20 protein-coding genes are annotated in these 24144 nt (G+C 48.3%); 4 read left to right on the forward strand and 16 right to left on the reverse strand.

The genetic code is table 11. The features are described 5' to 3' along the window. The 14 genes from NG833_RS17755 to NG833_RS17820 form a co-directional block, all read right to left on the reverse strand. Nucleotides 1-468, reverse strand: a 468-nt coding sequence (locus NG833_RS17755) for a hypothetical protein (protein ID WP_254566617.1), incomplete at its 3' end; no start/stop codon positions are given. Then, the gene (locus NG833_RS17760) at nt 468-1871 is read right to left on the reverse strand and encodes an AAA family ATPase (RefSeq protein WP_254566618.1); all 1404 of its coding nucleotides are present in this window, start codon (nt 1869-1871) and stop codon (nt 468-470) included. The genes NG833_RS17755 and NG833_RS17760, both read right to left, overlap by 1 nt. A 181-nt stretch (nt 1872-2052) precedes the next feature. Continuing rightward, nucleotides 2053-3009: a F0F1 ATP synthase subunit gamma gene (locus NG833_RS17765; protein WP_254566619.1), complete on the reverse strand. Its 957-nt coding sequence runs from the start codon at nt 3007-3009 to the stop codon at nt 2053-2055. Between the two features lie 230 nt (nt 3010-3239). Continuing rightward, nucleotides 3240-4757, reverse strand: coding sequence for a F0F1 ATP synthase subunit alpha (atpA, locus tag NG833_RS17770; protein ID WP_254566620.1), 1518 nt, complete (start codon nt 4755-4757; stop codon nt 3240-3242). 80 nt (nt 4758-4837) lie between these two features. Beyond that, a complete protein-coding gene (gene atpH / locus NG833_RS17775) occupies nt 4838-5389 on the reverse strand; it encodes an ATP synthase F1 subunit delta (RefSeq protein WP_254566621.1) in 552 nt (183 codons plus the stop codon). After that, a complete protein-coding gene (locus tag NG833_RS17780) occupies nt 5386-5925 on the reverse strand; it encodes a F0F1 ATP synthase subunit B (RefSeq protein ID WP_375293924.1) in 540 nt (179 codons plus the stop codon). The genes atpH and NG833_RS17780 overlap by 4 nt, the downstream gene beginning before the upstream one ends. A gap of 114 nt (nt 5926-6039) precedes the next feature. Further along, on the reverse strand, nt 6040-6528 hold the full coding sequence (locus NG833_RS17785) for a F0F1 ATP synthase subunit B' (protein ID WP_015147561.1): 489 nt from the start codon (nt 6526-6528) through the stop codon (nt 6040-6042). 129 nt (nt 6529-6657) lie between these two features. Beyond that, on the reverse strand, nt 6658-6903 hold the full coding sequence (atpE, locus tag NG833_RS17790) for an ATP synthase F0 subunit C (protein WP_015147562.1): 246 nt from the start codon (nt 6901-6903) through the stop codon (nt 6658-6660). Between the two features lie 103 nt (nt 6904-7006). After that, nucleotides 7007-7762 carry a F0F1 ATP synthase subunit A gene (atpB, locus tag NG833_RS17795; protein ID WP_015147564.1) on the reverse strand — a complete coding sequence of 252 codons (756 nt, stop codon included), beginning with the start codon at nt 7760-7762 and terminating at the stop codon, nt 7007-7009. 49 nt (nt 7763-7811) lie between these two features. Further along, on the reverse strand, nt 7812-8267 hold the full coding sequence (locus tag NG833_RS17800; RefSeq protein WP_254566623.1) for an ATP synthase subunit I: 456 nt from the start codon (nt 8265-8267) through the stop codon (nt 7812-7814). Nucleotides 8268-8960: 693 nt separating this feature from the next. After that, nucleotides 8961-10040: an ABC transporter ATP-binding protein gene (locus NG833_RS17805; RefSeq protein WP_254566624.1), complete on the reverse strand. Its 1080-nt coding sequence runs from the start codon at nt 10038-10040 to the stop codon at nt 8961-8963. A 117-nt stretch (nt 10041-10157) separates the two neighbouring features. Then, nucleotides 10158-11816: an iron ABC transporter permease gene (locus NG833_RS17810; protein WP_254566625.1), complete on the reverse strand. Its 1659-nt coding sequence runs from the start codon at nt 11814-11816 to the stop codon at nt 10158-10160. Nucleotides 11817-11891: 75 nt separating this feature from the next. Continuing rightward, entirely contained in the window at nt 11892-12182 is a 291-nt protein-coding gene (locus NG833_RS17815; RefSeq protein WP_254566626.1) for an extracellular solute-binding protein, read from the reverse strand. Nucleotides 12183-12307: 125 nt separating this feature from the next. Continuing rightward, complete coding sequence (locus tag NG833_RS17820) at nt 12308-13369, reverse strand: iron ABC transporter substrate-binding protein (RefSeq protein WP_254566627.1); 1062 nt, start codon at nt 13367-13369, stop codon at nt 12308-12310. A gap of 1308 nt (nt 13370-14677) precedes the next feature. Here NG833_RS17820 and NG833_RS17825 point away from each other — a divergent pair. Then, nucleotides 14678-16354 carry an iron uptake porin gene (locus NG833_RS17825; protein ID WP_254566628.1) on the forward strand — a complete coding sequence of 559 codons (1677 nt, stop codon included), beginning with the start codon at nt 14678-14680 and terminating at the stop codon, nt 16352-16354. A gap of 99 nt (nt 16355-16453) precedes the next feature. Here NG833_RS17825 and NG833_RS17830 read toward each other — a convergent pair whose 3' ends face one another. Next, on the reverse strand, nt 16454-17104 hold the full coding sequence (locus tag NG833_RS17830) for a ferredoxin (protein ID WP_254566629.1): 651 nt from the start codon (nt 17102-17104) through the stop codon (nt 16454-16456). Nucleotides 17105-17225: 121 nt separating this feature from the next. Beyond that, entirely contained in the window at nt 17226-17471 is a 246-nt protein-coding gene (locus tag NG833_RS17835; protein ID WP_254566630.1) for an Asr1405/Asl0597 family protein, read from the reverse strand. Between the two features lie 546 nt (nt 17472-18017). Here NG833_RS17835 and NG833_RS17840 point away from each other — a divergent pair. The 3 genes from NG833_RS17840 to carB all read left to right on the forward strand — a co-directional run bounded on the left by NG833_RS17840 (nt 18018) and on the right by carB (nt 23833). Continuing rightward, on the forward strand, nt 18018-18554 hold the full coding sequence (locus tag NG833_RS17840) for a Dps family protein (RefSeq protein WP_254566631.1): 537 nt from the start codon (nt 18018-18020) through the stop codon (nt 18552-18554). Between the two features lie 1156 nt (nt 18555-19710). Beyond that, nucleotides 19711-20265, forward strand: a complete 555-nt coding sequence (locus tag NG833_RS17845) for a Fur family transcriptional regulator (protein ID WP_254566632.1) — start codon at nt 19711-19713, stop codon at nt 20263-20265. Nucleotides 20266-20572: 307 nt separating this feature from the next. Then, the gene (carB, locus tag NG833_RS17850) at nt 20573-23833 is read left to right on the forward strand and encodes a carbamoyl-phosphate synthase large subunit (RefSeq protein ID WP_254566633.1); all 3261 of its coding nucleotides are present in this window, start codon (nt 20573-20575) and stop codon (nt 23831-23833) included. Nucleotides 23834-24144: the final 311 nt, after the last annotated feature.

A 24144-nucleotide genomic window follows, 5' to 3' on the forward strand; every position in this document is an offset into this window, starting at 1 on the left:
TCCAAAAAATAAAACCTTCAAAAAACCCGCACCCTGAAGGGTGGGGCTACACGGACAAAGCCCGCCTGCGCGGGCTAAAAGAGCCTTGTTAGGTGCGATCGCATCAAAGCAAGGATGATTTATTTGTTGGAATACCCTAAGCTGTTTGATAATATTGGCTTCCGTGTCTCCTTTGCCAGCTTTCATTTCAATACAGAGAATAACTTTAATTTTTTCGGTGTCAGCAATGATAATAAAATCTGCACGTTTACATTCTCCATGTTTTCCTTTAAAAACGGTGTTAGGTGACGTAAAAGCATCGGCTTTGATGATAATAACTTCATCTTCTTTCGGCATTCCATAAAGGGTGACAGAATAGTTGGCCGGTGCCGGTTCTGCGAGGGTGACTTGCTTTTTGTGATTGCGCTCCTCCAAGGGTACTGTAGCCGTATCTTGGAGCATCTCTTTGAGGATAGCAATATCACCCATTACTCCCCACCCCAGACGATCGCTTCCTGAATCCGGTTCATCGTTTCAATGGTGGTATCAAAACTCCGCGCTTCAATCCCCATTTCTGGATCTATATCTGCTGGAGTGAGAGTGTGACATTTTGTTTTTCTGCTTTTTCCTGTTTTTCCCTCTATTATTCTCGATGCTTCTTCCGCAATGTAAACCTTAATTTGTTGAGCCGAAATTAGTTCTTCTTGACGATAACCTTCTTCTTTGGCAATTTCTCTGAGATACGGTTTATCATGGTTTAACATAATTAAAGTATTCAGTTCTTTGATAATGTAATCGCTATGAGTGGTGATAAAAATTTTAATTCCCAGATTCACCAATCGGGCGAATAATCGGGCAACCCGACGTTGATTTTCTGGATGTAGGTTTAATTCAGGTTCGTCCACCATCAGTAAGTCGCCGATTTGCGCTTCATGTCTCAGGTAAAACCCGAGGTCTAACAAAGAACGAACTGCACTAGAACTCTCCACCAAAGAAAGTCTGAGTTTTTGACTTTTACCTTGGGGTAAATAATACAACTCATCGTTGGGTGTGACGATGTATTCGCCTCCGATGATGTCGGCAAAATCGGCTAGGATATCGGGATAATTTTCCGTAATAAAACTGCTTTTTTTGACAATATTTTCCAGCTTTCGAGTAAAATCTACATTGGTTTCAATCGGCAGCGGATAATCCTGATATACTTGGGAAACCAGGACCAGGGGATTAATCGGATTATGATGTTGTCCCAGTTCTTCTACCAATCGATTGCGGGCAAAATTTAATTCTTTGCGAAAAATCGCTGCACCTGTTCGTTCTGCACTGGCAATGAATGGACGAGGCAGTAGGGGACCAAAAATTATATCTTTGACTACATCGCCAATGGTGCGTTTGAGGATTTCTTTAGAGATTTTTATCTGTTCTTTTTCGACGAGCAGGGTAACGATTAAGTCGGGACTCTCGGGAGTTTTGATGAGAGAAAAGAGTTGGGTATTTGCTGAACCCGTTGTTTGCTCGAAACTCTGGGTTAATTTAATGATGTCTAGGTCAAGGTTGACCTCAAATTTTGAGGTTTTAAATCGGTCTGATGGGGAGGCGAAAATTTCTGGTAATTTCTGGGTATAGGCTAGACTTGCTTGAGATAGAATTTGCTGCGCTTGGTTGGCATATTCTTGGAGTTCAATGTGAATCACTCCCTCGTTCAGCAGTTGCTCAATTTTATCCGTAGGGATATTAATTGCCAAGATTTGCCGCCAGGTCAATAAAAACCCAAATAGGGCATAAGTGGCGTAGGTTTTCCCGGTATTATTACAGCCACAGAGGATTGTTAGCTCTCCTAATGTGAATTCTGCTTGCTCTAAAGCGCCAAGATTTTTGACTGTAATTTTCATCATTAGATTGGTTTTAGAGAGATAAATAGAGGATTATGCGGATAATCGGAACAGTCATGAGTGTTTCTATCCTTTTACTATAACCCACGGTTTTATTCGCCCCTCCCACCAACTCCCCACCCCCACAAAAAAAAACGCCTGAGCGAACTCAGACGCATAAAAGGGATGAATTGTCAAGCGGAATTTAGCTTTGCATTCCGGCTGCACCACCGACCACTTCCAGGATTTCCTGGGTGATGGCGGCTTGACGTGCTTTATTGTAAGTCAAGGTTAATGTCTCCATGAGTTCGCTGGCGTTTTCGCTGGCGTTGTTCATGGCGGTCATTCTGGCGGCTAGTTCGCTGGCGGCGGCTTCTTGCAAGGCGCGCAATAACTGGTTATTCAGATACAGCGGTAACAAGGCTTCCAGAATTTGAGCCGGGTCTTGCTCGAAAATCATGTCCCGAGGGAAGGCTTCCGGCGCAGCAGTCGTAGCGACTTTTTCGCGCTGAACGTCGAAGGAACCTCCTTTACTGGTGAGGCGGAAGACTTCATCGTCTGGCACTTCTAAGCCTTGGCGATCGAGGGGTAACAGGGTTTGGACGACGGGTTTGGAACTGATTAAAGACACAAATTTCGTGTAAATCAATTCCACGCGATCGACGCTTTCCGAGAGGAACAACGAGAGCACTTCGTCGGCAATTTCTGAGGCTTCTTTTGCTGTCGGAATCTGTTCTAAGCCGATGTAGGAGGCGTCAATGGGGCAGTTGCGTCGGCTGAAGTATTGATTGGCTTTGCGTCCGACAATCACCAATTTATAATCGAACCCTTCGGCTTGGATTTCTTTAATACGAGCTTCGGCACGTTTGATGATGTTGTTATTGTAGCCGCCACACAAACCCCGATCGCCCGTAACAACGAGCAATCCTACGGTACTCACTTCGCGCTGTTTCAACAAGGGCAAGTCCACATCTTCAAACCGCAAACGAGTTTGCAATCCGAACAGGACCTGGGCCAAGCGATCGGCAAAAGGGCGAGTTCCGAGAACTTGTGCTTGTGCGCGACGCACCTTAGCTGCTGCCACGAGGCGCATGGCTTCGGTGATTTTTTTCGTGTTTTTTACTGACTGGATGCGATCGCGAATCGCCTTTAGATTTGCCATAATCCCAAATCAAGAATCAAGAATTTAAAATTAAACCTAATGAGAGCATCTCAATTTTGCTTAAAAACCGATTTTACCTCTTTCTCCCCCTTCCCTCGTAGGGAAGGGGGCTGGGGGGTTAGGTCTCTTGAACAAATTGAAATGCTCCCAACCTAATGCATGAAGAATTGAGAATGAAGAATTTAGTAAACCTTCCATTCTTCATTCCCAATTCTTCTCAAGTGTCGGTCCTACAGAGTAGCCATGAAAGACTGAGTGAATTCGGCGATGCCCTCTTTCAACAAGGTCTCAGCTTCATCGGTCAATTGCTTGGTGCTTTGAACGATTTCGCCGTATTTCGCCTTGCTGGTCCGCATATACTCACGCAGACCTTTGGTAAAGTCGGTGATTTTTTCCACCGGAACTTTATCCAAATAGCCATTAATCCCAGCGTAAATAATCGCAACTTGCTCACTCACCGGCAAGGGCGAATATTGATTTTGTTTCAACAGTTCACGCAGGCGCTGACCCCGGGCCAATTGTTGCTGGGTGGAGGCATCCAAGTCGGAAGCAAACTGAGCAAATGCTTCGAGTTCAGCAAACTGAGCTAATTCTAGCTTCACTTTACCGGCCACTTTTTTCATGGCTTTGGTTTGTGCAGCCGAACCCACCCGAGACACGGAAATACCGGCGTTCACTGCCGGACGTAAACCGGAGTTGAACAAGTCAGAAGACAAGAAGATCTGACCGTCGGTAATCGAAATTACGTTGGTCGGAATGTAGGCGGAAACGTCACCGGCTTGGGTTTCGATGATCGGTAACGCTGTCATGCTACCTTCGCCCATTTCGCTGCTGAGTTTAGCAGCGCGTTCCAATAAGCGAGAGTGGAGGTAAAACACATCCCCAGGATAGGCTTCACGTCCGGGGGGACGACGTAGCAGCAAGGACATTTGACGATAGGCTTGGGCTTGTTTGGACAAGTCATCGTAAATGACCAGGGTGTGCTTGCCTTTATACATGAAGTATTCAGCAATGCTTGCGCCGGTATAAGGGGCGAGGTATTGCAGGGTTGCGGGTTCGTTGGCGTTAGAAGTCACGACAACGGTGTAGTCCATCGCGCCTTTTTCTTGGAGGGTGGCGACGACTTGAGAAACCGTGGAGGCTTTTTGACCGATCGCGACGTACACGCAGATCACGTCTTCACCCTTTTGGTTGATGATCGTGTCAACGGCGATCGTGGTTTTCCCGGTTTGACGGTCACCAATGATTAACTCACGTTGTCCCCGTCCGATGGGAATCATGGAGTCAATAGCGGTAATCCCCGTTTGCATCGGTTCGTACACGGAACGACGCTCAATGATACCAGGGGCAGAAGATTCCAGCAAGCGGCTTTCGGTGGTGTTGATATCGCCTTTGCCGTCGATCGGACGACCCAAAGCATCCACAACCCGGCCAATCATCGCTTCTCCCACGGGGACCTGAGCGATTTTGCCGGTGGAAGTCACGGAAGATCCTTCTTGGATATCGTGACCATCACCCATTAACACCGCACCCACGTTATCTTCTTCTAAGTTGAGGGCGATACCAACGGTGCCATCTTGGAATTCTAAAAGTTCGCCGGACATGGCTTTTTCCAAACCATAAATCCGTGCAATTCCGTCTCCAACTTGGAGCACGGTACCCACGTTAGAGACTTTAACGTCTGTGTCGTAGGACTCAATTTGCTGGCGAATAATATTGCTAATTTCGTCGGGTCTGATGCTGATCATCTCAGTTTTTGTTAGGGGTTGCTGGGTAGTTTTTTCTGTAGGGTTTAGGGAGGGTCGGTTCCCTAATGATTTTCTGTGGGTTAGCTGTTGCTGCCTAACCGCACACCAATCCGCCGCAGTTGTCCGCGTAAGCTGGCATCGAGGACTTGCGAACCGACTTTAATCACGACACCACCAATTAAGTCAGCATCGATTTTCGTTTCGAGTTCGACTTGTTGGGCGGAGGTAATTTCTTTGACCTTATTCCGAACGCCTTCCTGTTGCGCTTCATTCAACGGTACTGCGGAGGTCACCTCAGCGAGTACGGTTTGATTGAGCTTCCGCAGGAGGGTGAGGTAATAGTTAGCAATTCCTTCGATGAAGGGAATGCGTCTGCGGTCAATCAGCAACATTAAAAAGTTGCGAGTGTAGGGTTGAACGGAATCGCCTAAAATTTGACCCAAGGCACTTTTTTTGTCCGATTCTTTGATAATCGGACTGCCAATAAATTGACCCAAATCGGGAGATTCTTTCAACAAGTTCAAAATGCCTCGCATATCCTCGCCAATTTGTTCGGTGAGGTTATGCTCTTGCGCTAAGGACATCAGGGCTTGAGCGTAAGGTTCAAAAACTTCTGACTGGATGATACTCATCGATTGCCTCCGAGCATCGCAATACTGTTATCAATGAGTTGTTGTTGTTTGCCTTCATCGAGTTGGCTTTTGAGTTGACTTTCAACTCGTTCTAATGCCATTGTTGCCACTCGTTGGCGTAATTCAGCCATTGCCCGTTCTTTAGCGGCGTTGAGGTCTTGTCCGGCTTCTGCTCTCAAGCGTTCTAAATCTTTTTGAGCTTGGGCGGCAATTTGTTGTCTTTCAACGGTGGCGCGTTCTTGGGCTTGGGCTTTGATGTTTTCAGCTTCAGCTTGAGCTTGGGCTAGTTTCTGCTGTTGGTCAGAAAGTTTTGCGGCTGCATCTTTCTGACGTTTTTCAGCTTCTTTAATGGCAGCTTCGATTTTGGCGCGGCGTTCGGTTAGAATGTTTCCTAAAACTTTCCGACCGAAGTAGAACAGCACGCCAATGACGATCGCCAAATTAACAACGTTGGTTTCAAAAAAGTCTAAGTTAAGACCGAAACCTCCTTCTGCTGCTCCTTCTGCATGAGAAGCGAGCAACCAAAAAGTTCCCAGAATCATAAGATGGATAACTTCCTTTACTTAATGCCGTCGTGCGTTAGATTCGTTAGAATGTTTTTACTGTTTAGAGGAAAAGTTTTGATATAATGCTTTGCCTCTAATATTACTCTAACTATTGACTAAGTTGGTGCCGACGAGTTTTTCGAGAATCTGGCGACTTAAGGCATCGACTTGCTGTTCTAAGGAGCTCATCGCTTCTTGCTTTTGCTGCTCGATTTCTCGTTGAGCTTGCTCTCGTTGAGCTTGACTTTCTCGCTGGGCTTCGGCGATTTGGTCCGCTGCGGTTTTCTGGGCTTCTGCTTGCGCCTGAGCAATAATCTCTTGCGCTTTTTTCCGACTTTGGGCTAGTTCTTGTTCGTATTGCCGTGCCAAGGTTTCTGCTTTCGACAGGCGTTCTTTAGCGCTTAGTTCGCTAGTCCGAACATATTCGTTGCGATCGTCGATCGCCTTGCCGAGAGGCTTATAAAAGATCGCGTTTAAAACTACCGCCAAAATTATGAATTGCAGCGCCATGATCGGTAAGGTGGCGTCAAAATCAAATAGCCCACCTTCCTTTACCGCTGTTTCAGCGGCTAGTAAGATCGTCCATTGAATCATAGTAAATCAGCCGCTATTGCTTTGGGGGGTTGAACGGAATGGAAATTGAAACAACAGCGCCCGGTTGTAGAGAGGTGATTTAATAATTGATTAACTCACCCCTCTACCCCTGGCACCGCTTTAATCTTCTTAGGCGAAGGGGTTAGCAAACAGCAACACGAGTGCGACCACCAAGCCGTAAATCGTGAGTGCTTCCATGAATGCCAAGCTCAACAGTAAAGTCCCCCGAATTTTTCCTTCTGCTTCTGGTTGACGGGCAATCCCTTCTACTGCTTGTCCTGCGGCATTACCTTGACCGATACCAGGGCCGATCGCAGCCAAACCAACAGCAAGGGCAGCAGCGATAACGGAAGCAGCAGCAATTAATGGATCCATGATTGGTTGTTTCCTTTAGTACAAAATGAACGATGAAAAGAATGAACGAACTCAGATTTTGGCGGTTCGATCGCGCTCAAAATCTAACTATCAAATCCTAATTTTAGTCGTGATGTTCTTCGCCGTGGCCTTCCATCGCTTCACCGATGTAGACCGCCGCTAAGGTGGCGAAAATCAGGGCTTGGATCGCACTGGTGAATAGACCCAAAATCATCACCGGAAGGGGGATAAATAGGGGCACCAACAACACGAAAACCCCCACCACTAACTCATCTGCCAAGATGTTTCCGAATAGACGGAAACTCAGGGAGAGAGGCTTGGTAAAATCTTCCAGAATGTTGATGGGCAACAGGATTGGCGTAGGCTGGATGTATTTAGCAAAATACCCCAAACCGCGCTTGCGTAATCCGGCGTAGAAATAAGCCAAAGATGTCAGCAAGGCCAGTGCTACAGTGGTGTTGATATCACTGGTCGGTGCAGCTAATTCGCCGCCCGGAATGTGAATCAGCTTCCAAGGCACCAACGCTCCAGACCAGTTGCTCACAAAGATGAACAGAAATAATGTGCCAACAAAGGGCACCCAAGGCCGATATTCTTTCTCTCCGATTTGGCCTTTGGCTAAGTCTCTAATAAACTCCAGGGCATATTCCATAAAATTTTGAAGGCCACCGGGGATCCGTTGGATGTTCCGGGTAGCTGCCAAGGAGGTGACAACCAGCAATCCCATCACAAACCAGGAGGTCATGACCACCTGACCGTGAAGCTTGAGACTGCCAACTTGCCAATAGAAGTGCTTGCCTACTTCCAATTCGGCGATCGGGAGCGAATTAAAGGCGTTTAAAACCTCTAGCATATCCATTAAGCGGGGTTCCAGAGGGACTGGATGGTTTGCAAAATGCCTTTTCCAATTATTTGGAGTCCGGCAAAAGGGTCGTTTGAAGGACGTAGACGAGGAGCGCGGCTTTATATGTCAGGAAACCCAGAAATATGGGCATCACCTGTAGCTGATCCCACTGAGTTGCTACTATAATCAACCCAATGAACATCGCGAGTCTGCCTTTACTCAGACTCTGCTTTTGATTGCCGAGACGCTCAACATCCCTTGCCAACATTCTCAAGTAAACCACACCCGTGCACGCCCCGATCAAATAATTCAGGGCAATATTGAGCGAATAATAGAACCAAACCGAGACAAACACGACGATTGTAATCACAAGGGTCGAGACCAACAGCTTTTGTTTAAGCTGATGGTACTCATCCATAGAGGAATCCCTTGTGGAATTCTCCTGTGGTTCACGAGTCTCGTTGGGTTCGAGTTCTCGCTCTTGGGAAGTGGGTTCTTCAGAAGGGTCTGACAAGTTCACTCTTAGTTAACTTAAGCCCAGATCGTTACACCTGGACGCTAACAGGCCAAAATGAATAATATCACGCGACGGTAACATAACTTAAAAAATAATAAATTTATCTGAACCGGGAATTTTTCTGGATCCAGCTTGGGGCGGATGTAGGATTTGCCTCAAATTTAACTACACATCCGGTCCCCTCCCCTTAGCAAGGGGAGGGTTAGGGTGGGGTCCTCTTGATGCGCGATTCCCTACGGGATAGCTCCGCTTACCGCACCTCAAGAGGAATAATTGGGTGGAGAGTTCTCGTACAGGCGCGATCGCGCTTCACTAAGAAAGAGGTAGGACCAGCCTGCATACAGGCGCTTAAGCTGTAGCTCTGTCAAGCTGTATTGATTTGTAGGGGCGCAATGCTTGCGCCCAACAGAGGGCGCAAGCATTGCGCCCCTACAAGAAACAATGATTTTTCGTCATTAAATTTACTCCCTTGACAGGCGATCACTCTCGCGCCCCTACAAGAAATAACGATTTTTCGTCATTAAATTTACCACCTTGACAGGGCTAGTGCTTAAGCTGTAAAGGGTGCTTGAGGTGGCGGTAAGCGCAGCTATCCCGTAGGGAATCGCCCCAGAAGAACCCCACCCTAACCCGGACCAAGACACAGGGGAGGGGACCGGAAGTGTACTTAAGCGTAAAAACCTACCGTTGTAATCCTCACCCGACGCCCTTCATGGCAAAAACTCGCAACCGTTCCTCGATCGCCGCGACTTGAACTCGGGTCCCGACTGCCAGCAGCGACCCCCCACTACTGCGCGCATGAAATTCTCGTCCCGAAGGGGTCATCAAACAATATCGGTGCTCTCGTCCTAAAAACTGCCGATCGCGAATCACCACCTGTCCCGTTTCATCCGGTTTCAGAATTAAATCCTCCTCTCGGATCATTAACTCCCCTTCATTAGAAGTATCCACAGGTTCTGGCATCACCGCTTCAGGCACTGCCACCGCAAACGACCCCACCTCGGTTTCCCAGAGTTTGCCAATGCGTCGCGCAGGCAGAAAATTAGCCTGAGTAACAAATCCCGCGACAAACCGCGATGCCGGTTCCTCATAAATCTGTTCCGGGGTCCCAAATTGTTCGATTCGCCCCTTTTTCATCACCGCAATGCGATCGCTAATTGCCAGTGCCTCCTCCTGATCGTGGGTGACAAAAATTGCTGTGGTATTCGTACTCTTGAGAATCTTGCGGATTTCTTCTCTTAAATACAGCCGCACTTGGACATCTAAATTGCTCAACGGTTCATCCAATAAGACGATCGCCGGTGCTGGTGCGATCGCCCTTGCTAACGCCACTCGCTGCCGTTGACCCCCTGACAGTTGGTGCGGATAGCGCTTTTCCAATCCCTGCAACCCCACCAAGGCGACTGCCTCCGTCACCTCATGCTGGATCCGTTGTTTTTTCTGAGTTTTCAGCCCAAATGCCACATTTTCCGCCACCGTTAAATGAGGAAACAAGGCATATTCTTGAAACACCATCCCAATCTGCCGATGTTCCGGGGGAATCCAGACTCCACTCCCGGCAACCTGTCTTCCCCCGACTTCGATTACCCCCGCATCAGGCTTTTCAAATCCAGCCAATAACCTCAATAGAGTGGTTTTCCCACAGCCCGAAGGACCTAGCAAGGTGAGGATTTCCCCTTTCGGTAAATTCAGAGAGACTCGATTAACAGCGGGTGTTCCGGTGGCATCGAATGTTTTGGTGACGGCTTCTAATCTTAAAACTTCAGGTTCATTCATTAGCTTTGCAATTCGAGTTAATTTCTATTTTTATTAACAAAATAAAGGTTAATTTCTAAATTTTTATCAAGTATTTATTCCAGCAAATTTGCATTAAAAACTTATCAAACCCTTGACTTAATTTTTAACGGGATTTCGCCATAATAAAACTAACGTAGAACCAGCCGAGACTAACAACAGGGACAGGGAAGCCGCTGCTGCATCGGTAAACTGCACATCTTCTGTGGCTTGCCAAATTTGGGTGGCCAAGGTTTTAAATCCAATCGGTGCTAGTAACATTGTGGCGGGCAGTTCTTTAATTGCTGTCAGAAATACCAGGACTGCACCGCCCAATACTCCCGGAGTGACTAACGGTAAGGTAATTTCCCGCAGGGTTTGCCAGGGGGTGCGGCCCAGGATGCGCGCAGATTCTTCTAATTGGGGATTGACTTGCAACAGGGAACTGCGAATGGTGCCGACCGATTGGGGTAAAAATAACACTAAATAGGCAAACACTAACATGGGTAGAGTTTGATAGAAAAACGGGACATAGTTAGCACCAATAAAGACTAAAGAGAGGGCAACTACAATTCCTGGCAAGCCAAATCCAATGTAAGTTAAGCGCTCAATAACGGTGGTGATCCGACCCGGAAAGCGCACGGATAGGATGGCGACGGGAAGGGCGAAGAAGGTGGCAATCATGGCCGAAAGACCGGAGGCGAGGATGGAATTAAAGCCGGTGGTGAGGACATCTGGGGGGATTTTTCCCGCATTGAGTCCGCGCCATAACCAGAAGAGGGTGACGGCGATGGGGAGGACTAATCCCAAGGCGGTGATGATGCTACAAAAGGCGACTGCAGGCCATTTCCACCCACCCAAGGCGATGCGCGTGGGGGTGCGACTGCCGCCAGAACTGCTGCTGTAATAAGCTCCACCTGTTCTAACTCGGTATTCGATCGCCAGAATCACTAACAACAAAGCAACTAAGACTAAGGACAACACGGCTGCTGAGTTGCGGTTAAAGCTACTCCGATATTGGATGAAAATCACCCGAGTAAAAGAGTCAAACCGCATCAAGCTGGGTGTCCCAAAGTCGCGCAAGGAATAGAGGGCAACTAATAACCCCCCAGCGACTAAGGAGGGGCGTAGCTGAGGGAGGGTGACTTGCCAGAAGGTAGCCCAGGCATTGTTTCCCAGGGTGCGGGAGGCTTCTTCGATCGCCGGATCTATGCCTTGCAAGCCCGATCGCAGGGCAATCAGCAGATAGGGATAGGTAAACAGAGTTAGGGCCAGAATTGCCCCGAACCAGCCATAGATTGAGGGCAATTCTTCCACTCCAAAGGGTTCGAGGAGCAGTTGCAGCCAACTGCCTCTCGGACCAAAGGTGGCAATTAAGGCAAAGCTACCCACATAGCTGGGAACCGCTAGGGGGAGGGTGGTGGCGACTGCCCAAAACCGCCGCCCGGGCAAATGGGTCCGTTCGGTCAAAAAGGCTAGGGGTAAGGATATCAAGGTAGAGAACAGGGTCACGGCTAAGGCTAACCCGGCACTGCTGCCTAATACTTCTAGGGTGCGCGGACGAGAGAGCAAGGGCCAGACTTCCTCAAATCCCGCACCTGCCGCCCGGATGACGAGATACAGGAGGGGAAGGGCGATCGCCACGGCAGTAATACTTCCGGCGGCAACCAAAAACCCGGGAGGGCGAGACCCTCGTCCCGAAGATTTATAGCCCCCAACCCACTGCTCTAACCGCTTGCCAATCTGCGCGATCGCCTTTCCCTGTTTCTTGAATTTCATCCTTGACTTGGCACCTTTCGCACCCTAGATTGCTTATGACCTATGTTCTATCTTGACTCAAGTCGCTCAACTTTCTTATAAAAGTCCCGCTTGCTCTAGTAAAGAAATGGTTCCCTCTAAATCGGCTAAACTGCTCAAGTCAATATTGGGCGGATTGATTTGAGAGATGGGAATTTGTTTAGCCGGTGGTTGTACCCCAGAGACTAAGGGATACTCGGTGGTTTGTTCAGCAAAATACTCTTGTGCTTCAGGTTGCAGCAAATACTCGATGAATTTTTCCGCATCTGCTTGTTGGTCGGTTGTATCCATGATAGAAACCCCCGCCACATTAATCATGGACCCGACATCTCCCGACATATAGTTCATCGTTTGCCATCTCCTCATGTTTCGTTTAATGTTGCTCGGAAGTTTTTGCAACAGTTGATGCTATACCCTAGGACATCCCAAGGGGCGATCGCCATTACTTTCCCTGCCAGTTTTTAGGGCAACCCCTATAAAATGCCGGTTTCCTGAAGTAGCTTGAGCGTTCCCTCTAAATCATCAAGGTTACTCAGATCGATGTCAGGATACTTAATATCCGATAAGGGTGTTAGGGTTTTAGTCGCGACTACTCCTGTGGTCAAGGGATACTCGTAAGTCTCTTGGGTAAAGTATTCCTGAGCTTGGGGACTTAGCATAAAGTTAACAAACTGTTGCGATGCAGCCAGATTGTCGGTATTCTCCAAAATACTCACCCCCGCCACATTCACCAATGATCCCACATCGTTCGGGAAGCTGTGAGCAACTGGCGCGTCTGGATTTTCCGCTTTGAATTTTTCTAAATAGTAGTGATTGACGAATCCGACGGCAATTTCACCCCGAGACAGGGCTTCCACGATCGCTGTATTCTTGGGATATACTTTCGGATTGTTGGCTTGCACTCCTTCTAACCATTGTTTGGTTTGTTCCTCTCCAAGAGAGACGCGCAAGGCGGTGACAAAGGCTTGGAATGACCCATTGGTCGGGGCCCAGCCAATTTTTCCTTCCCACTTCGGATCGGTCAACTCCATGATCGATTGGGGGACTTCCTCTGGTGATACCAGGTCGGTATTGTAATCCAATGTGCGAACCCGCCCTGTAATCCCGACCCACTCACCTTCGGGCGATCGATACCGAGGCTCAACTTGATTGAGAATCTCGTCGGGCAGTTTAGCGGTGCGATCGGCTTTTTGCAGCGCACCGAGTGCACCGGCATCCTGTGCAAAAAAGACATCTGCCGGTGTATTTTGCCCTTCTTCGAGAATGGCGGATGCCAGTTCTGCTGTATCTCCGTAGCGGACTTGGACATCAATGCCGGTTTCGGTCTTGAATTGTTCCATCAGCGAGCCCACTAGGTTCTCGTTGCGACCGGAATAAACAACCAGTTCTTCTGCGGTTACTGGGTTAGCGGCGGTTGTTGCTACCGGGTCCGGTTGGGTGGTTGCGGTGGGTGTCGTTCCGTTAGAACAGGCGACTGCCAGTCCCCCACTTGCCAGGGCCAACCCTAATAAACTCAATATTTTTCTGCGTTTCACTCCTTGCACCTCCCAAAGTATCTCCAGGATTGTTTCCGTTCAATCAAGAAAAAGTCTCAATTAGCTCGGAAATGCCATCTCGCCGGAGCTGTTTTTTTAATCCAAGATCTGAATTTACGGTATTGGATGAGTTCCGTCAAGCTTAATGAAATAAATTCTCGTTTTGGATTTTCCAGGATCCACCCCTAAGCAAAACTGCCTAAAAGCCAAAAACCATCCCCGTTATCACCCCAATTCCCTCTTTTCAAATCATGACCCACTGCAAACAAAATTTAGAAAAATCGGGGCTAACGACCGATGTTGCTCAGAAAACCGCGAAAAAATCCCGGCCTTTCCGGTAAATTTGTTACAGGTTCTTAAAAAAAATTTACAACTCATCAGGGTTTGGCCCCAGCCCTCAGTTGTTCCGGTACTCACTCCCACCCGTTCTCTGTTCAGGGTTGATCTCCTAAATTAGTTGCGAATAACTCGGAATTAATTAAGATAGGTTGGGTATGGGCCGATACTTCCAATCAGTGTTTTACAGCTAATTTCCATCAAGCCTGGGGATGCTTCTAACAGGACTTTAATCTTTTTATTTGAAATAATAATCGAGGATTACTCTCGAACAAGTACATGAACTTATAACAAAAATAAATGTTAAATGGTTTTGGATCATGGTGGGGATGGGTCATATTAGGGGCCAGGGAACGGAACCGATTCTGGAACAGGACCCCGGACCAAGGATCCATTATTTTGAACATCAGGGCCGATCGCATTGACTTTAGACCGGCTTTTCCCGGGACCCTCTCCTGAGAGCGAGATCTCATCCCACACCAATCAATAAAATCAATAATCATCATCAGTAATCCGAGAAAACCGCAGGGAGAAAATTCTACAATCCTTGCTGAAACAGGAGTTTAGCCACTTCAACTCCTCTATATTTTTTCTGGCTCGATGTATTCGGGCTTACTTGACAGGGACAGAAAAATCAAGTATTTCTTAAGTTGATATGCATTTTCAGCGATTTTAAGTCAAGACTGTTACGGATGATCACAGACCCCCTGGCATCGTGAAACCTTCAGGATGACAACAACCGCGCTTTTTGGGAAACCACCCCGTCATGAACCGGCTTAATCCTCTCATCGGTGATGGTCAACAGGTGAGACAGGCTGAAGAACCGATTTCAGCAATGGAGTGATTTAAACTCAGGGACTTATTAATAAAAATTAGTAATAAGTCGGTGAGTTGAACACTCCGTTCCAGACAGTTGGCATTAAAAACGCTGGAGAAGTGCTTTTTAGGTGTGAGAAAAACGGAAAGAAGGGAATGCGTCACAATTGGATGAAGGTCATGCTGGCATCGCCAGCTATTTTGGCGATCGAGGCATTGATTCCTATGGGGATCGCGGCAATGCCTCCCCTGGCCACGGACCAAACGGATCCTGTACCGGAGGTGGCGGCGATCGCTGAAGAGGCAGCAACTCCAGAAACCCTGGATATTCTGGAACAAATCAATCTCTACTCCCAGGCGGACCTAGAACCCGGTCCCTTGGAACAGGTCAACTCGGTCCGGGAACTGACCGATGTTAGCCCCACAGACTGGGCATTCCAGGCAGTCAGCGCCCTCGCGGAGCGCCATCAATGTCTCCTCGGCTATGGCGACGGTACCTATCGCGGTAACCGCGCCATGACGCGCTACGAATTTGCCGCCAGCTTAAACGCCTGTTTGATTCAAATTCAACAGCGCATCGAAGGGTTCAATGCCTTATCGCCAGACGAACTCAACTCGATTCGCCGATTACAAGAAGAATTTGCCGCAGAACTCGCTACGTTGCGGGGTCGAGTGGATGCCTTAGAAGTTCGCACCGCAGAATTAGAAGCGAATCAGTTCTCCCCCACCACCAAATTGAGCGGTGAGGTCCTGATGGCTCCTATTGATGCCTTTGGCGATCGCTCAGAGGAGATCGCGGGTGGAGAAGACACCGAACTCTCCTTCGGGTATCGGGTGCGTCTCGTCCTTGACAGTAGCTTGACGGGGCGCGATCGCCTCCGCACCCGACTGCAAGCCGTAAACGTGGCACGTTTAGATAACACCACGGGCACTGTCATGTCTCGGTTGGGATTCGACGGAGAAAGCGATAACGAGGTCATCCTGGAACGCCTAGAGTATCGGTTTCCCGTCACCGATAACATGAGAGTATGGCTCGCAGCAACTGGGGTCTCTCATAATCACATTATGCCCGTCACCAATCCCCTGTTTGAAAGTAGTGGTAGCGGTGCTCTTTCCCGATTTGGTCGTCGCAACCCGGCTATTTATCGCCAACCCAATGGTGCCGGTGTAGGCGTTGAATACAAATTTGGCGATTTGTTTAGACTTTATGGCGCATACCTGGCGGGAAATGCCAGTACCCCAACTTCCAAAAATGGGTTATTTGATGGCACCTATAGCGCAACTGCCCAGCTCACCGCCACTCCTATTGAAAATTTAGAGGTTAGCTTGGCTTACTCTAATTCCTATTTTCCAGGGGGTGAGGTCAACGTTTCCGGGAGTACGGGTTCTGGCTTTGCAAGGCGACCTTTTACCAATGATGTTGCCACCACTTCCAATAACGTGGGGGTACAAGCCAGCTTCGGATTCGAGCCAGTCACTGTTTCCGGTTGGGCCGGTTGGTCCTTAGCGGAAGCGGAAGTCAGTGATGGAGATGTCAGCAGCGGTGACAGTGCCACCTTATTTAACTGGGCGCTGAATGTTGGGGTTCCTGATTTAGTCAAAGAAGGAAGCCTACTTGGTTTTATTGTCGGGCAACCGCCGAAAGTCATCAGTAATGACGTCTCAGGACGGGAAGACCTGGATACTTCCTTGCATTTTGAGGCGTTATTCAAGTATCCGATCACTCGCAGAATCAGCATTACTCCCGGATTTTTCGTGATTACCAATCCCGATCATAATTCGGACAATAATACCATCTGGGTTGGGACCATGCGAACTCAGTTTAGTTTCTAAATTCACGGTATTGGTCCCCCTAAATATCTAAAGAATCGGTAAATTTCAAAATTTACCGATTCTTTCTTTTTATAGGAAGTTTTTAATCTTTGGATTGCTCTAAAAATGATTAGCAATCAATTCGGGAATTTCTTCGGGTTGAATCTTGGTATAACGCGCTTTATCTGGCATGACGACTACATTAGGACCAGCTTTGCAGCGACTCATGCAGCCGGTTCCCTTGATGGTGACATTATCTTCTAAGCCTTTTTGACGCAACTGTTCTTCTAATGCTTTACAGACGGCTGCGCCCCCTTTCTTGCGGCAGTCTGACTTTTGACAAATCAGAATGGTGGCTTTCTTTTTTTCCGGTGTGATGGGTTCGAGGGTGGCAATGGGGGGTGGAGAACTCGCGCAAGTTTCAGCGATCGCACAGTCTCGAAAATGATCACAACCGGAGACAGAACTCTCGATCGCCTCGGGTTCGGTAGAGACGGGGCGGAGCGCCGGGAGAATATGATAGGCTTTGAGCTTGGATAATCCGGTTTTGAGGTTCAGTTGTTTCTCCCCGATCGCCCTCACCCAGTCTCCCGGTGTCAACTGAGTTTCTAAAATAGCACGCTGCTTTTTCGGCATATCGAGCTTAATGAACCGTTCGCCTTCCCCAGTCGCCAATCGAAAGTATTTGAGATTTTTTCCCCCTGGGATGCCAAACCCTAAGAAACGACCTTCGAGATTGAGTTCTGAGGTTTGTTTATATGATTTACCCATTGTCTTGTTTTTGGTGGTTGTTTTTTGTACAAAAGTTTGCTTAAACTCTGGCGATCGCACTGTTCAATCCCTCTGGTGAGAACCCAGATCCGGGACTTCTCTCAGCGGCGATCGCCTTAACTTAATTCATCTGCCAGCATTGTTCTAACCACCGCACTAATTCCTGACGAGAGGCATTCATTTGTCTGGATACACTCCAAAACTGCACAGTAGCTATGGTCTGGCTCAGATACACCCGCAAGGGCTGATTGGGTTCACACCAACAGGGAATTTCTAGTTCGCGCAACCGATGAAAGACAGACCAGCGTTCAGTTCCATTCACTTCCACTAACCGGGCTAGATCGGTCTTATACTCCGATGATTCCATGCGAGCGTCCTAATACTTGCTAAATATTGTCAGTAAGCGGGGTAGAGGGACCCCTTGATTCTTTCCCTCCCTCTGAGCAAGCGCGATCGGGTTTTGAACCCGGCGATCGCCTTTCTCTTTCTTTACATTACTGCAACTGACAAATATTCTCATCTACTTGAGGGCAGACTTTAACAAAACTTTACAATTCCTCAAAAATTTCCCCTTGAAAATGAGAGGATTTCTCAATTCAGCGGCATTTAACTCTATATCTAGTGTTCATTCAAGGCATCACACTACCCCTAGCAGTAATCGGCTAGAGTATTGGGATAGACCTTCAACTGCATCTGATTGATTGAGGGTCCTGGGGTTGGGTTCAAAAGAATCCGTAAGACCCCTGATGGAAATTGGTAATCTGCAATAGTTTAAAAATAGAGCTAATTGATAATTTATAGCGGTTTAAAAATATTTAGAGTGTATTCCATGTACTCTACCTATCGATTTGCCTATGTTAAAATCCCTCTGTTGAGCAACAAAAGTTGCCAATACAAAAGGAGAACACTAATTATGGCTGAAATGCAGAATGCGGTCCGATCCTTTGGGCAGATTGCGGACAATCCGATTGGATTAGAAACCTCAGTGACTGCCCCGGTTTGCGAGGGCTTGAATGTAGCACTAGCAAGCTTTCAAGCGCTTTATTTGCAATATCAAAAACATCATTTTGTGGTAGAGGGTGCTGAATTTTACGCCCTGCATGAGTTTTTTCAAGAAAGTTACGAAGCGGTAGAAGAGCACGTTCACGATTTAGGGGAACGATTGAATGGGTTGGGGGGAATTCCTGCTGCGAGTTTCAGTAAATTAGCGGAGTTGTGCTGCTGGACCCCTGAACCGGATGGGGTCTATAGCTGCCGTCAGATGGTGGAGCATGACTTGGTTGGGGAACAAGGGATGATTCAATTGTTGCGACGGCAGGCGGCTCAGGCGGAGAGTTTAGGCGATCGCGCCACCCGATATCTGTACGAGAAAATCCTGCTGGCGACAGAAGAACGCGCTTATCATCTGGCGCATTTCCTAGCCCACGATAGTTTAGTGGTTTCCGGCTAAATAACACAGAGAGTTTCTCAAAACTGCGCTACGGTAGAAGGAAGTTCAGCTTTAAAAGCTGACCGACTCGACCTATCGATTCTAAACAGAAGAGAACGCTTAAGGCAGAGAGGGGATTTTCCCTCTCTGCATCTTTTTTGGGGAGATGGGTCATTTGTCATTTGTCATTTAAGTACACCTCCGGTCCCCTCCCCTTGGCAAGTAGGGCTGTTTCATTTCCAAGGGAGGGGAATCAGCCCCAAAATTCCCCTCCCTTGGAGGGGTGCCCCGCAGGGGCGGGGTGGTAAATTCTAGCTAATGACGAGGTATTTATCTATGCTTCTTTACTCAAAAGTATCTGTCTGTTTCAAATCAAGAAACCACCCCGTCCCTTCGGGACACCCCTCCAAGGGAGGGGAATCAGCCGACAAATTCCTCTCTTGAAGGGTCGGGCTGTTTTATTGTCAAATTTTCCAGACACCGTAAGCGTTACAGCCCAAGGGTTTTCGACCTGATTTCCTAAGGTGAAACTAAGGAAAAGAAACCACCCCGTCCCTTCGGGACACCCCTCCAAGGGAGGGGAATCAGCCGACAAATTCCTCTCTTGAAGGGTCGGGCTGTTTTATTGTCAAATTTTTCTGACCCCGTAAGCGTTACAGCCCAAGGGTTTTCGACCTGATTTCCTACTTGATGGCTCTCAAGTAGGAAAAACAGTCTGTATCCCCCGCCAGACAAAGGTTAGCAACAACACAAAAATCAATTTTGCCGGGAGAATGAAACAGCCCTAGGGTTAGGGAAGGGACCGGAGGTGCAGTTCACCAGGATGGGGTAGATTAAATTTTATTTGAAAAAACTTGCAATAAAGTCCAAATTCTGTCTTACTAGATTTATTCTCTTATTGAGGATTACTTTCAATAAGAGGGGTAAAATACCGGATAATTATAATTTTGTCAAGACCGTTGGCGGTCAAGTTATGGAGGGGAGTTGTAGCTAGGGAGAAACAGTGACAGGATTTACCGCTCATGTTCGATGAGTTAGGGAATCTTGCGCTTTGATGTTGGATGCCGGATGCCTCGTGTATTCCAGCTAACAAAGCGATCGCGCCCACCCTAGGGACCCTACCAGACAAAGGGCCAAATTTTGACCAACCATTGACCATAAATGTGGGTAAGTCGTCATGCCATTTTATACCCAGGCTCAACTCAAAAGCGAACTGCGACAATTGGGTTGTCGCCTGACTCCCCAACGGGAAGCCATCCTCGGCGTATTTCAAACCATCCCCCAAGGCAACCATTTAAGTGCCGAAGAACTCTACAGTTTGTTGCAACGGCAGGGGGAGAAAATTAGCCTATCCACAGTGTATCGAACCCTCAATTTGATGGCGCGGATTGGAATTTTGCGGGAACTAGAGTTAGCCGAAGGGCATAAACACTACGAACTGAACAAACCCTCACAACCCCACCATCATCTCGTTTGCGTTCAGTGCCATCAGACGATTGAATTTACCAGTGATTCAATTGCTAAAATTTGTAGCAAGCAAGCCGATGCGGCTCAATTTCAGATGTTAGACGCGCAACTGACCCTTCATGCAGTTTGCCTAGAAGCATTTGACCAGGGATGGCCCTATTTACTCCCGGACGATTGGATTTGTCCGAAATCTGGGATGGCTGTTAATTCATCAGAATCGATCCAGGATAGCGGTATGGACTCGGCACAGGATTTAGATGAATAGGACAAGAAACCCGGTTTCTAACCGTTACTGTATCCACGTTCCCGGCAAAAATGACCCGGGGAGTTCCTCGATTCAAGCGGGGGTGATCACAGGCGAGGATCCGTAGAGCAAGTCATCAAATCTTGTTATTAGCAAAACCAAATGATACGGATTGAGTGAAACCTCGTAAAATAAACTGGATTTAGCAAAAATGCGATCTGGGGTCAGTAGTCAAAGGTCAGTGGTCAGTTGTAACTGAAAGCTGGCAATTGACAACAGACCCTTGACAATGAAAACACCTCAACCCACAAGTCGAAAGTTTAAGCCTATGCCCCGTCGCAACGACATCCAGAAAATCCTGATCATCGGCTCTGGTCCTATTGTGATCGGGCAAGCTTGCGAATTTGACTATTCAGGGACGCAAGCTTGTAAAGCGCTCCGAGAAGAAGGATATGAAGTGGTGCTGGTGAACTCGAACCCCGCCACAATCATGACGGACCCCGAAACCGCCGATCGCACTTATATCGAGCCACTGATTCCGGAAGTGCTCGAAAAGGTGATCGCGAAAGAGCGACCCGATGCACTGTTACCCACAATGGGCGGCCAAACCGCTCTGAACTTGGCCGTTACCTTAGCGAAAAATGGTGTTTTAGACAAGTATGGCGTCGAGTTAATCGGTGCAAAACTAGAGGCGATCGAAAAAGCCGAAGACCGCTTACTGTTTAAAGAAGCAATGGCGCGCATTGGGGTCGCCACCTGTCCCTCGGGAATTGCTACAACTCTGGATGAAGCCAGAGCTGTGGGACAGCAAATTGGCAGCTATCCCTTAATTATTCGACCCGCCTATACCCTCGGGGGAACCGGCGGTGGCATCGCCTACAACCAAAAAGAATTTGAAACGATGGCGGCAGGCGGGATTGATGCCTCCCCCGTCTCTCAGATTCTGATTGAGCAGTCTCTGCTCGGTTGGAAAGAGTATGAACTAGAAGTCATGCGAGATTTAGCAGATAACGTGGTGATTATCTGCTCAATTGAAAATATCGACCCGATGGGGATTCACACCGGAGACTCGATTACCGTCGCACCGGCACAAACCCTGACAGATAAAGAATATCAACGCCTGCGGGATGCCTCGATCGCCATCATCCGCGAGATTGGGGTCGAAACCGGCGGCTCGAATATTCAGTTTGCCATCAATCCGGTGAATGGGGATTTGATTGTGATTGAGATGAACCCTCGGGTCTCTCGGTCCTCTGCCTTAGCCTCCAAAGCCACCGGATTTGCGATCGCCAAGTTTGCGGCTAAATTGGCCGTGGGTTATACCCTGGATGAAATTCCCAACGACATTACCCGCAAGACTCCAGCGAGTTTTGAACCCACCATTGACTATGTGGTGACGAAGATTCCGCGCTTTGCCTTTGAGAAATTCTCGGGTTCGGAACCGACTCTGACGACTCAGATGAAGTCCGTGGGTGAAGCAATGGCCATCGGGCGGACTTTTAATGAATCGTTCCAAAAAGCAATGCGCTCAATGGAAACCGGGCGTTCCGGTTGGGGATGCGATCGCCCAGAAATGCTCCCGAGTTTAGAACAAATTCGCGCCGGATTACGCACCCCCAATCCCGATCGCATTTTTACCGTTCGTCATGCCATGCTCATGGGGATGACGGTGGAGGAAATCTACGAACTCACCGCCATCGACCCCTGGTTCCTGGATAAATTCCAAGAACTCCTGGAAACGGAAAAATTCCTCAAGCGATCGCAGCTTCAAGACTTGACAAAAGAGCAACTCTATGCAGTCAAGCGTCAAGGATTCAGCGATCGGCAAATTGCCTTTGCCACCAAAACCGACGAGGACCAAGTACGGTCCTACCGCGTCGGCTTAGGGGTGAAGCCGGTGTACAAATTGGTGGATACCTGTGCCGCAGAATTTGAAGCGCTAACCCCTTATTACTATTCCACCTACGAAGAAGAATCAGAACAGACCGTTTCCAATAAACGCAAAGTGATGATTTTAGGCGGTGGCCCCAACCGGATTGGACAGGGGATTGAATTTGACTATTGCTGCTGTCATGCCTCTTATGCATTGCGGGCGGACGGATGCGAGACCATTATGGTCAACTCCAATCCAGAAACCGTTTCCACCGATTACGACACCAGCGATCGCCTCTATTTTGAACCCCTCACCAAGGAAGATGTCCTCAATATCATCGAGGCGGAAAATCCAGAAGGGGTGATCATTCAGTTTGGGGGACAAACCCCCCTGAAATTAGCGGTTCCCTTGTATGAAGCACTCATGGCGCAAGGGTCCGATCGCATCATCTCCTCAGAAGTCACCACCAAAATTTGGGGAACCTCCCCGGACTCCATTGACATTGCTGAAGATCGCGAACGCTTTGAGAAGATTCTCTGGGAATTGGACATTAAACAACCGGCGAATGGGATTGCGCGCAGCTATGAAGATGCCTTGGCGATCGCCCAAAAAGTGGGGTATCCCGTGGTGGTGCGTCCTTCCTACGTCCTCGGGGGACGGGCGATGGAAATCGTCTATTCCGATGCCGACTTGGAACGGTATATGAAGTTTGCCGTGGAAGTTGAACCCGATCGCCCGATTTTGATTGATAAATTCCTAGAGAATGCAGTCGAGGTGGACGTAGATGCGCTTGCCGATGCCACGGGACAAGTGGTGATTGGCGGCATCATGGAACATATCGAACAAGCCGGGATTCACTCCGGTGACTCCGCCTGTTCGATTCCTTCTATCTCCTTGAAACCGGCAGCTTTAGCTACGATTCGGGAATGGACCGTTAAATTGGCCCAAAAACTCAAGGTGATTGGGTTGATGAATATTCAGTATGCGGTGCAAGGGGAACAGGTTTATATCTTAGAAGCCAATCCCCGCGCCTCCCGGACGGTTCCCTTTGTCTCCAAGGCGATCGGGATTCCGTTGGCGAAGATGGCTTCCTTGATTATGTCCGGCAAAACCTTAAAATCGCTCAACTATACCGAAGAGAAGATTCCCGAACATATTGCGGTGAAAGAGGTGGTGTTGCCGTTCAACAAGTTCCCCGGTAGCGATACCCTGTTAGGTCCAGAAATGCGATCGACTGGGGAAGTCATGGGGATTGACACCGATTTTGGGAAGGCGTTTGCCAAGGCTGAATTGGGCGCTGGCGTCCGCTTGGCCCTTCAGGGAACGGTGTTTGTCTCGATGAACGATCGCGATAAACCTCTGGTGGTGCCGGTGATTCAGGAGTTCATGGATTTGGGCTTTAAGGTGATTGCCACCGATGGCACCCGCAAGGTCCTCCAAGAACAGGGTCTGGAGAATGTAGAACTGGTCTACAAGGTCCATGAAGGTCGTCCCCATGTGATTGACTGGATTAAAAATGAGCAAATCCAGTTTATTATCAATACTCCGACTGGGGAAGAGTCCCAAACTGATGCCCGGATGATTCGCCGCATGGCTTTGGACTATCAACTCCCGATTATTACCACGATCGCCGGTGCCAAGGCAACGGTAGCAGCAATTCGCGCTCTCAAAGGTGAACCCCTGGGGGTCAAGGCAATTCAGGATTATCTCAATTAATGCATTCAACCGGAGACTGCATAGGGGTTGATTAGTGACCTCTAGTGCAGTCTCCGAGATGGTTTCATGGGGGTGAGCAGTCGGTAACGATAGAGGGTTCATCCCTTTTTTTGGTCAAACCCCGCACCCTAAAGGGTGGGGCTATACGGACAAAGCCTGCCTACGCAGGCTAGGGAACTCCAAAAAATAAAATCTCCAAAACGTTCGTTCGTAGATCAACAAAGTAGCCCCGTCAATGTCGGAGTAAATGCTTGCGCCCTCCGGAGGGCGCAAGCATTTACTCCGACACATAGCTTCCTTTCAGTTGAAAG

Source organism: Oscillatoria sp. HE19RPO (assembly GCF_024220515.1).
Lineage (GTDB): Bacteria > Cyanobacteriota > Cyanobacteriia > Cyanobacteriales > Laspinemataceae > Laspinema.